At 66.9% G+C, this 8,673-nt stretch carries 7 protein-coding genes and 1 pseudogene; all 8 read left to right on the forward strand.

Annotated elements, in window-relative coordinates; genetic code table 11:
* Positions 1-810: pseudogene (locus tag BMY52_RS14835) on the forward strand (VWA domain-containing protein); the annotation flags it as partial.
* 16 nt (positions 811-826) lie between these two features.
* Positions 827-1,567: an ABC transporter ATP-binding protein gene (locus tag BMY52_RS14840; protein ID WP_090255766.1), complete on the forward strand. Its 741-nt coding sequence runs from the start codon at positions 827-829 to the stop codon at positions 1,565-1,567.
* Positions 1,564-3,402, forward strand: coding sequence for an ABC transporter permease (locus BMY52_RS14845; protein ID WP_090255769.1), 1,839 nt, complete (start codon positions 1,564-1,566; stop codon positions 3,400-3,402). The genes BMY52_RS14840 and BMY52_RS14845 overlap by 4 nt, the downstream gene beginning before the upstream one ends.
* Positions 3,392-5,104, forward strand: coding sequence for a formylglycine-generating enzyme family protein (locus BMY52_RS14850; RefSeq protein ID WP_245740972.1), 1,713 nt, complete (start codon positions 3,392-3,394; stop codon positions 5,102-5,104). Before BMY52_RS14845 ends, BMY52_RS14850 begins: the two co-directional genes overlap by 11 nt.
* 29 nt (positions 5,105-5,133) lie before the next feature.
* Positions 5,134-5,778 (forward strand): glycine zipper domain-containing protein, encoded by a 645-nt coding sequence (locus BMY52_RS14855; protein WP_090255777.1) that lies wholly within the window; start codon positions 5,134-5,136, stop codon positions 5,776-5,778.
* Entirely contained in the window at positions 5,775-6,317 is a 543-nt protein-coding gene (locus tag BMY52_RS14860; RefSeq protein ID WP_090255771.1) for a hypothetical protein, read from the forward strand. Before BMY52_RS14855 ends, BMY52_RS14860 begins: the two co-directional genes overlap by 4 nt.
* Positions 6,314-7,468 (forward strand): S41 family peptidase, encoded by a 1,155-nt coding sequence (locus tag BMY52_RS14865; RefSeq protein ID WP_090255773.1) that lies wholly within the window; start codon positions 6,314-6,316, stop codon positions 7,466-7,468. Before BMY52_RS14860 ends, BMY52_RS14865 begins: the two co-directional genes overlap by 4 nt.
* Before the next feature lie 110 nt (positions 7,469-7,578).
* A partial coding sequence (locus BMY52_RS14870; protein WP_143050513.1) for a hypothetical protein occupies positions 7,579-8,673 on the forward strand: 1,095 nt, incomplete at its 3' end.

An 8,673-nucleotide genomic window follows, 5' to 3' on the forward strand; every position in this document is an offset into this window, starting at 1 on the left:
CTGCAAGACCCCCGTGCCGAGGCGGACCATCCCGTTGCCGATGCCCAGTTCAGACACCTGTCCCGGGTGCGGGGCGATGCCGGGCGTTCCGCCATTGAGGCGGTGGATGCCTTCGAGCAGGCGCAGTACCTGGCCCTGGTGGAGCAGGTGACCGATGACATCAATGGGTTGCTGCGCCAGGCCATGGCGGGCCAGGCGAGCCCGAACCCTGGGGCAGGGCAGGCTGCCGCGCCTGCGGCATCCGAGGGGGGAGCGGAGCTGGATTCGGTCTCGGCCCTGTGGCAGGCGGCCCTGGTGGAATACATCGGCCGCGAGGCCACCCCGCCCAAGGACATCGTTGCCTGGTCACTGGACCGGGACCTGGTGAACCCGGCGGATCGGGCCCTGGATGTGCGTGTCCTGGTGACCCGTGAGCAGTTGAGCAGCCTGTCCCAGTCCCTGGATCGGGTGGTGCAGGCGCTGATGCGGGCGGAGGTCACCCAGGCGCAGTTCTTCGAGGCGCTGCAGGGGGTGGCGGGGCAGACCATGAAGCAGCCTGAGGAGATCGGACAGGGGGCACAACTGGCGGACACGGGCCTGTTGCCGGCGTTCATCCAGAGCCTGCCCTATCGCAGCGATATCCTGTCACTGACCGATGAGATGTTTGCCAGCATGACCACGCAGCAGCGTGCGGAGCTGGAGTGGAGCCTGCTGGCCAAGCTGGAGCAGTACCGGGCCATCAACGAGCAGGTGGATGTGTGGTTCCAGCTCAATGACACGGATGACGATCGGGACCGGGTCTACCCATTGCACCTGGATTATCTGCCCTGAGGACGCTGCCGTGCCCATGATCCGGATCGCAGGCCTTGGCAAGGACCGCTCCCAGGGAGGGAGTGTCTTCACCCTGGAGGTGCCGGCGTTCTCGGTGGAACCCGGTGAGCTGGTGGCCGTGGTGGGGGCCAGCGGTTGCGGCAAGAGCACCCTGCTGGACATGCTGGCCCTGGTCATGGCCCCCACACGGGCAGAGACGTTTCACTTTCACGCCGTTGAGGCAGACCCCGAACACGATATCCGCCGACTCTGGCGCCTTGGCGATGAGGCGAGCCTGGCGGCGTTGCGCCGGGATCATCTGGGCTATGTGCTGCAGACCGGCGGCCTGCTGCCGTTTCTCAGTGTGCGGGAGAATATCGAACTGTCATCCAGAATCCGCGGCTGCGGCGCCCCCGGGCGACGGCTGCACGAACTGACCGAACGTCTGGGTCTTGAGGGTTGCCTGGACCGCATGCCCTGCGCCCTGTCGGTGGGTCAGCGTCAGCGGGTGGCCATTGCCCGGGCGCTGGTGCATGCGCCGCGACTGGTGCTGGCCGATGAACCCACGGCGGCCGTGGACAAGGCCCGTGCCCGGGCGGTGATGGCCGACCTGGAGGCGCTGGCCCGGGATGAAGGCGTGGCGGTGGTCCTGGTGACCCATGACGTGGATCTGGTGAAGGGGCATGCCGACCGCACCTACACCTTCGATGTGATGCAGACCTCGGAGAATGCCACCCGCTCCACCTGTTACCCCCTCCAGGAAGGGGCGGCCGCATGAAGCCTCCGTCCGCGGCGCACCCCATCAGACTCATACCCGGGTTGGCCGCTTCCCACCTTCGTCACGACTGGATCCTCACCCTGTGCCTGGTGGTGGCCCTGGCGGCGGTGATCGCGCCCCTGCTGGTGCTGATGGGCCTCAAGAGCGGCACCATCGAGACCCTGCGTGAGCGGTTGGTGGAAGATCCGGTCTACCGGGAGATCCGTCCCGCCCATACCCGGGAGTTCGCGCCGGAATGGTTCGAGCAGGTGGCCCGCTGGCCCGGGGTGGATTTTCTCACCCCCACCATCCTGCCGCTGTCCTCGGTGCTCCAGGTGGTCAATCCCCATGGTGGTCGCAGCGAATTGTTTGATCTGATCCCCACCGGGCCCGGTGATCCGCTCCTGCTGGAGAACGGTGCCCGCATCCCCGGCGATGGACAGGTGGTGCTCTCGGCCGAGGCGGCCCGGCGCATGGGGGTGGGCGCCGGGGATGCGCTGCAGGTCAGGGTTACCCGCACCCGGGGGACACGCACCGAGGAGGCCCGGGAGACCTTCCAGGTGCTCTCCGTGCTGGATGCCCGCGCCGGCAGCCTGCCCCGGGTGTACGCGCCCCTGGATCTGGTGGTGGATGTGGAGGCCTACAAGGAGGGCTACGGGGCGCCGGACCGTGGCTGGGCCGGGGATACGCCCGAACCCTTTCTGAGTTTTGACGGCGCCATCCTGCTGCTGGAAGACCCCCTGGATCCCATTGCCCGCACCGGTCTGATCATCAACACCGGATTTGCCCGCCTGGCCGACGCAGATCGGGAGCGCGTTCGGCAACGCACCGGCGTGACCGTGCCCGGGTCACTCACGGCCTACGATGTCTTCACCCCCGGCAGCGCGGTCACCGTCTCCAACCTGCGGGCCATCGAGCAGAAACTGCGTGGACGTGAGGCCGTGGTGCTGCCCTACGTGGACCCCATCCCGCTGGCGGACGCCCAGGGCCGTGAGATCGCGCTGGCCGGGTTGTCGCTGTCGCCCCGGCAGGCACGCTTGCTGGATGTCCCCGCCACGCCATGGGGCGGCTTCTCCGGGCGCGCCGCGCCAGGGGATGAACTCACCTCCGTGCTGGTGCCTGCGGGTCATTCCCGGGAGTCTTTGCACGTGGTCAGTGCCGGGGCGCGAACCCTCTCGCTCAGCCTCGATGTGGTGGGGGTGGGGGACTGGCAGCGGCCAGTGGTGCCCGTGGAATTGCTGGGCGTGCTGCGCACGGGTGTGCAGCGCGCCCTGACCCATCGATCGGATACGGGAGGCTTCGAGATGGCCCGGGGGGGCTATCGGGGTTTTCGCCTCTATGCCCAAAGCATCGACGACGTGCCCGAGCTGGCCGAACGCCTGCGCGAGCAGGGCCTGGAATTCGTGGCCCAGGTGGAGGCCATTCAGCGCATTCAGATCCTGGACGAGGGCCTGGGGCGGCTGTTCTGGCTGATCGCCCTGTTGGGCATCAGCGGTGGCACGGCCGTGCTGGTGGCCAGCCTGTACGCTGCCGTGGAGCGCCTGCGGCGTGACCTGGGCGTGTTGCGGCTGCTGGGTCTGGCCCGCTGGCATGTCTTCTTCTTTCCCGTGGCCCAGGGGGTGATGATCGCAGCCCTGGGCCTGGCGGCCGCCCTTGGGGGGTACGCATCCCTGGCCTGGGCCATCAATCGCACCTTTTCCAGTGAACTGGCGCCTGGCGAGCGGTTCTGCACCCTCCCGGGTGAGCAGATCCTGCTGGCCATTGTCGCCACCCTGGCACTGGCGGTGCTTGCCTCGCTGGTGGCCGCCTGGCGGGCCACCCGCATCGATCCGGCGGAGGCCATCCGTGAACATTAGTCCGCTTCTCCAGTGCCTTCGATACCCCCGATTCGGCCACTGCCCGGGCCGCCTGGGGCGTGTCCTTGTCTGCCTGGCCTGTTTGCTGGTGCCGGGGGCGGTCCTGGCCGAGGTGCCGGCCCAGTCGGTATTCAACCCGCGTCCTGCGGCCGGGGATCTGGTCCTGCCCATGCCCGATGGCGCGCAGATGGTGTTTCGACACGTGCCGGTGCCGGGGCAGGGTTTCTGGGGCGATCGGGACCGGGTGATTCAGATCGGCGATGCCACCGGGGGCATCTTCGAAGGGCTGCAACGCACCCAGATCAGTGGCTCTTTCCCTCGCGAGGACGGCAGCTGGTATCTGGTCCTGGCCAAGTATGAGCTCACCCGGGCCCAGTATGTTGCCGTCATGGGCCTGGACACCCTGCTGGAGACCAGCGGCGATCCCCAGGTTCAGCAACTCCCGCAGCTCAGGGGCCGGGAACTGCGCGATGCCCTGATGCAGCCCCTCACCTATGTGAGCCACCAGGATATCCAGGCCTTCCTGCGGGCCTATAATCAGTGGCTGTTTGACGCGGATCACCCGGAACGTCGCGCCGATCTGCCCCGGGTGGACGGCGTGCCCGGTTTCATGCGTCTGCCCACCGAGGAGGAATGGGAGTACACGGCGCGAGGGGGCGTGCCGGCCCTGGAGGCCGGGAGTTTCAATGATCGCCTGCCGTTTCCCGCTCGCCAGATGAATGAGCATGCCTGGCACCTGGGCAATGCGCGACACGAACTGCGCCCGGTGGGGCTGCGCGAGGCCGATGGCCTGGGCTTTCATGACCTGCTGGGCAATGCCCAGGAGATGACCTCCGGGTTGTTCCGCCCGGAGATCTGGCAGGGCAAGCCGGGCGGCGTGGCGGTGCGTGGCGGCAGTGTATCCACCCCGGCCTCGGAACTGCGCAGTTCGCTCCGGGCGGAACTGGACGTGTACGCCTGGAACGCGGATGGGGAATACATGGAGGAACGGCGCTCCTTCAACACCGGGGTGCGGCTGGCCATCGGCGCCAATGTGCTGGTCAACTCCGCCCAGCAGGCGCGCATCGAAGAGGAATACGAGGCCTATCGTGAGGACCTGCGCCGCACCATGCCAGTGGGCCGTACCCTGGATAACCTGGTGGCCCAGGCCTCGGTGCAACTGGGAACCGTGGACCCGATTCTGGATCGCCTCATGGCGCAAAACCCCGACTTGGTGGAGCCGTTGCGGGCCGTGCAGGCGCAGATGGACCGGGCCCGGGAGCGGCTGGAACTGGCGCAGCGTGAGAGTGCCCGCAGCCTGGCCCAGGATGCCGCCCGCAACGGGGTGAACCTGAGTGTGTACCTGTCGCGCCTGGCACGTCTGGACGACACCCTGGAGCGGGCCCGTCGGCTGGCCGAGATCTCCACCCGCTATCAGGATCAGGTGGATGCCGTGGAGCGCTCCATGCACGACCTGGAAGTGGCCGCCGGGGAGCAATTGCGGGGCTATCAGGACAAGATTGCCGAACTGGGGGACTATGAGCCCCAGTACATCGAACACGCCTTCCAGGTGCTGGATGCCGCGGAGTTGCCGCCCCGCGAGCGTCTGGTGATGGACGTCCTGCGTGAGCACGTGGAGGTGTTCAGCGAGCAGCGTCGCGGAGATCCCCAAGCCTGGATGCAGGATTTCCGCGAGCGCTTTGAAGGCTTTGAGGACAATTGATCACCACATCCCTGCAGGGGGCAAGCACCATGAAAATCACGAAAACCACTCTTCCCATCATCCTCGCCGGTGCCCTGGTCTCCGGGTGTGCCCATATGGATGACACGGATCGCACCCGCACCGAAGGCACGGCGGCCGGCGCCTTGCTGGGTGGACTGCTGGGTTATGCCGTGGACAAGGAGCGGGGGGCCATGATCGGCGGCCTGCTCGGTGCCGGGGCCGGTTATGTGGTGGGTAACGAGGTGGCCAAGCGCAAGAAGGCCTATGCCACCACGGAGGACTTTCTGGACGGGGAAGCCACCCGGGTGGCCGAGTTCAACACCACCACAGCGGCCTATAACCAGGAGATGAAGACGGAGATTGCCGCCCTGGAACGGGAATCCCGAGACCTCAGGGCCCGTTACGATGCCGGTGCCGAGGACAAGAAACGCCTGCAGGCCCAGCGTCAGGATCTGCAGCGCCAGCTGGCCCGCAGCGAGAAGCTGGAAAAGGCCCTGGAGGAAGAACTGGAGGTGCAGGAAGCCATTCTCGCTGAAGAGGTCAAGGGCCGGCCCGCCGATGATCCCTACCTGGCGCGCCTGGAACGCGAGGTGGCCGAATTGCAGGGCAACCTGGAGGAACTGCGTGAAGGCAGCAGCCAGTTGGCCCGCATCGACCAGAGGCTGTCGGTATGAAACGCATGACACTGATGGTGGCTGTGATGGGCACCCTGGGGCTGGCGGGCTGCGCCACCACCACGGACCCCCACGAGGGAGGGCTGCTGGGAGGCATCCAGGGAATGGGCAGCGGTGCCTACGATCAGCGGGTGCAGGAGCGCGAGGATCGCCTGGAGCAATTGCGCCAGGCCCAGCAGGAACTGCAAACCGAACGGGAGGACCTGGAGGCCCGCAAGACCCGTCAGCGCCGTGAGGTGGCGCTGGAACGGGAGCGTCTGGCAGCCCTGGATCGTGACGTCACTGGCCTGAGCCGTCAGGTGGAAAGCCTGTCGGATCGGCATGGCGAGGAGGATCAGCGGGTGCAGGCATTGCAGACCCGCCTGGATGATCTTCGCGGGCGCATGAACACCCAGCAATCCGCCCTGGATGCCCTGGAAGGTAGCGGGATGGGGGACGCGGAGACGGACCTGCGCCGACGACAGTTGGAAGAGCAGCGCAATGCCCTGCGAGAGGAATTCGATCTGCTGATGGAACTGTCACTGGACCTGGCCAGATGAGGCGACTGGCCGGTGGCCTGCTGGCCCTGCTGCTGACGGCCTCTGGCGGGGCCGCCGCACAGACACCTGTACCGCTGGACGAAATCCGCGACCTGCTGCGTGAGCAGTCGTTCGAGCCACCACCGGAGAGATCGCTTGCGGCGCTCCGGGCCGATGACCTGAATTCGAGCCTGGCAGATGTGGACCCCTATGCGCGCCATTTCTCCTCCCAGGAGGCCGCCCGGCAGGATCGGGACCAGCGCGCCTGGACCGGGATCGGCGCGGATGTCCGTTTCGAGGGCGATCAGGTCTGGTTGCAGGTCTACCAGGGCGGGCCGGCCCACCGTGCTGGATTGCCCGGTCGGGTGCGGCTCCTTGAGATTGACAGGCAGCCGGTGGCCGGGTGTGAGGTCAAAGAGCTTCTGCAATCCCTGCGTGGAGAGTCGGGCTCCCCACTGGTGCTGACATGGCAGGCCGGGCGGGAGATGCCGGCGCATACGACCACACTCATCCGCGAGCGCTTCAGGCCCCTGGATGTGGAACTGGTCGAGCCCTGGAGCCAGGGTGTGCTCCGGGTACGGGATTTCCTGGCGGGTCGCACACGACCGGCGCTGATGGCCACCCTGGAATTCATCGAGCGATCCGATCCGGGTGCGGGCGACGCGGGATCGCCGCTGGTCATGGACCTGCGTGATGCCGTGGGCGGGGATCTCTACGAAGCCCTGGATCTGGCCGGACTGTTCCTGCCGCCCGGGACGCCGCTGGGAAGCCTCATGGCCCGGGGCGGGCAGGTGCGCGACTTTCAGGCCCCCAGGGGCGACAAGCTTGTCATGCCGTTGGTGTTGCTGATCGGGCCGGAAACGGCCAGTGCGGCAGAGGTGTTTGCGGGCATCCTGCAACATCATGGCCGCGCCTACCTGGTGGGGCAGCCCACCTTCGGGAAATGCAGCTCCCAGACCGATCGGCGGCTGTCGGATGGCTCGGTGCTCAGGTTCACCAACCGGGAGGTGCTGCTCCCCGATGGCCAAAGCTGCAGTGGTCGCGGCCTCACGCCGGAGATGGTGGTGGGCGACAGCGTACTGCGGGATCTGTCCCGCCTCATGTCACTGGCCATGGCCCTGCAGGCGGGGCGTGGTGTGGTCGGTACGGGGCAAGAGGCCGTTGTTCAATGAGTCTTGGCCGATCGCGCCAGGCGCGTCGCGTGGGCCGATATCAGTCGATACCAGGTGGGGAGAAACACATGCAAGTCAGGGTGCGTTGCAGGATACACAAAGGGGGCAGGTTGCTGGTCATCGTCGCGGGCCTGTTGGGTCTCGCGCTGGCCTTGCCGGCCTGGGCAGGCAGTACCACCGCCCTGGGAGGCCTGCTGAGCTACGAAACACCCCCGGGCTGGCGGGTGATGACGGATCGTGATGAACAGTTCCGGCTTCAGGCGGATGGCCGGCAGGCCATGCTTCGGGTCCGAACGGGGCGGCAGGGGCGTGAGGCCTCCGCGCTCAAGGATGTGCTGGCCCAGGTGCCCGAGCCCCAATCCGATGAGTTTCTGGGGGTGGCGGCCCGACTCTACAGCAGTGACAGTGGTTCCGGATCCTTTGTGCAAGGCCCCATGCGGGTCTATGTGCTGGAATCCTGCCTCTTCCAGGGGCCTGCACCGTCTCCCATCGTGGTGGAGTTGGCCGCCACCGAATCCTGGTGGCACGACAATGATCCACGGGATCTCTGGCGTCACATGCACCTGAATCTGCCGGAGGATGTTCGGCCCTGTCCCGAGGCGATCGGGCCCGGCACCGAATGGCATTTCAGCAGCCCTGCCGTTGTGGCCTATCGGGTACCCGAGGGCATGAATACCTTCCGCAATCGCGCTGCCGCCCACCTGCGTGATGATGATGGCATGCCCAATGTGAGCATCGGCTGGGATGCTCTGAGTGTCGACCAGGAGTTTCAGTTGAGCGGTTCAATGGGCATGGGCTTTGCGGAACCACCCCGGGTATTCGAGGGCGAGATGCTGGGCCATGCGGCCTGGATATTCGAAGGCCGTGGGGCCTCCGACGACCGCTGGTGGCATCGACGTGTCGCCCTGCTCAAGCAGTGTCTTGCCGATGGACAGCCTGTCCTGGTGCGGGCCCATGCCGACGATGCCTGGATGCAGACCCATGGCCATTTCGATGGGCTCACCGACAATGCCTGGCTGTTCATGCCTGAAGACGCAGTACCGTGTGACCCGGGGCTGCTGCAGACGGCCCTGTCGCAGGTGGAAGCGGAACTCGCGGCCCCCGCCAGCCCCGCCCTGTGGGATCTGGAGGGTGACATGGGCCACACCCCGGTGGCCTCCGAGCCCCGGGATGATGGCATCCGCTGTGCGGGGGAGGGCCCGTGT

Source organism: Ectothiorhodospira marina (assembly GCF_900109495.1).
In the GTDB taxonomy this organism is placed as follows: Bacteria; Pseudomonadota; Gammaproteobacteria; order Ectothiorhodospirales; family Ectothiorhodospiraceae; genus Ectothiorhodospira; species Ectothiorhodospira marina.

What these genes read in the sequence shown, in the direction of transcription:
- BMY52_RS14865 (WP_090255773.1), top strand. Translation starts at nt 6,314, where the DNA reads ATGAGGCGACTGGCCGGTGGCCTGCTGGCCCTGCTGCTGACGGCCTCT.
- BMY52_RS14845 (WP_090255769.1), top strand. Translation starts at nt 1,564, where the DNA reads ATGAAGCCTCCGTCCGCGGCGCACCCCATCAGACTCATACCCGGGTTG.
- BMY52_RS14855 (WP_090255777.1), top strand. Translation starts at nt 5,134, where the DNA reads ATGAAAATCACGAAAACCACTCTTCCCATCATCCTCGCCGGTGCCCTG.
- BMY52_RS14860 (WP_090255771.1), top strand. Translation starts at nt 5,775, where the DNA reads ATGAAACGCATGACACTGATGGTGGCTGTGATGGGCACCCTGGGGCTG.
- BMY52_RS14840 (WP_090255766.1), top strand. Translation starts at nt 827, where the DNA reads ATGATCCGGATCGCAGGCCTTGGCAAGGACCGCTCCCAGGGAGGGAGT.